This is a genomic window from Streptomyces sp. TP-A0874, from assembly GCF_001748085.1.
GTDB lineage: Bacteria > Actinomycetota > Actinomycetes > Streptomycetales > Streptomycetaceae > Streptomyces.
This window is the reverse complement of sequence record NZ_BBZK01000001.1, coordinates 1-1,101: the sequence shown is the minus strand read 5'-3', so window position 1 is coordinate 1,101 and position 1,101 is coordinate 1. Positions and strand designations below refer to the sequence as shown.

The following is a 1,101-nucleotide window of genomic DNA, read 5'->3' as shown; positions in this document are numbered from 1 at the left end:
TAGGGCCTGTGTGATGTTGTGATCAACCGGCTGCTTGCAGGAGATCTCCGAGCCAGATCATCGAGGCGCGGAGTTCGAGGCCGGCGAGGTAGCTCTCGGGTGTCTTGTCGAAGCGGGTGGCGATGCCGCGCCAGTCCTTCAGCCGGTTGATCAGGCGCTCGACGGTGTTGCGGTCACGGTAGAGACCGGCGTCGAAAGTGACGGGACGGCCGCCTCGGCTGCCCCTCTTCTTGCGGTGGGCGGCCTGGTCCTTCTTTTCCGGGATGACCGCCTTGATGCGGCGTTTGCGCAGGTGGGCGCGGTTGGCGCGGGACGAGTACGCCTTGTCCGCGGCGACCGCGGCGGGCCGGGTGCGGGGCCGGCCGACCGGCAGGCGGACGCGGATCTTGTGCAGCACGGGGATGAACTGGGGGCTGTCCGCGGCCTGCCCGGCGGTCAGGACGAACGACAGCGGCCGGCGCCTGCGGTCGGCGGCGAGGTGGATCTTGCTGGTCAGCCCGCCGCGGGACCTGCCGAGCAGGGCTTCCTTCAGGCGGAGCCGGCGTCGCCGGCGGACGCGCCGGCGTTCGGTCCGCTCGGGCTCGTTTTCGCCGTCCCGTCCGTTCTGTTCCGCCTCGGCTCCCCCTTTTGCCGGGCCTGTTCCTGCTCGGCGGCGGCTTCCTCGAGCGCCTCCATGACGTCTTTGCCGACGGGCATCCCGGCGGCGTCGTGGTGCGCGCGGACGGTCGTGGAGTCGATGCTGACCAGGGACAAGTCTGTCCTGCCCCGGCGGGCGGCCTCGGCGATCAGGCCCTCCAGCAGGGCGGTGAAGACGCCCGCGTTACGCCAGACCCGGAAGCGCCCGTAGACGGTCGGCCAGGGCCCGAAATCGCCCGGCATCTCACGCCACTGCGCGCCGGTCCTGAACCGCCAGATCACCCCCTCGAACTGCTCCCGCAGCCGCTCGGGGTACGGGCCGTACTCGCCTATCGGCAGGTACGGCTCGATCAACTTCCACTGCTCATCGGTAAGTTGCCTGCGCGTCACGACCGTCTTCCTACCGGATCCGCCCTCCAGACGGACCCGGATCGGCAAGATTGATCACAACATCACACAGACCCT

Annotated in this window: 1 pseudogene; it reads right to left on the bottom strand. The window is 69.6% G+C overall.

Going from position 1 to position 1,101, the window contains the following annotated elements:
* Positions 1 to 22 precede the first annotated feature (22 nt).
* Positions 23 to 1,026 (bottom strand): annotated as a pseudogene (locus tag BGP73_RS21690) (IS5 family transposase).
* Positions 1,027 to 1,101 lie beyond the last annotated feature (75 nt).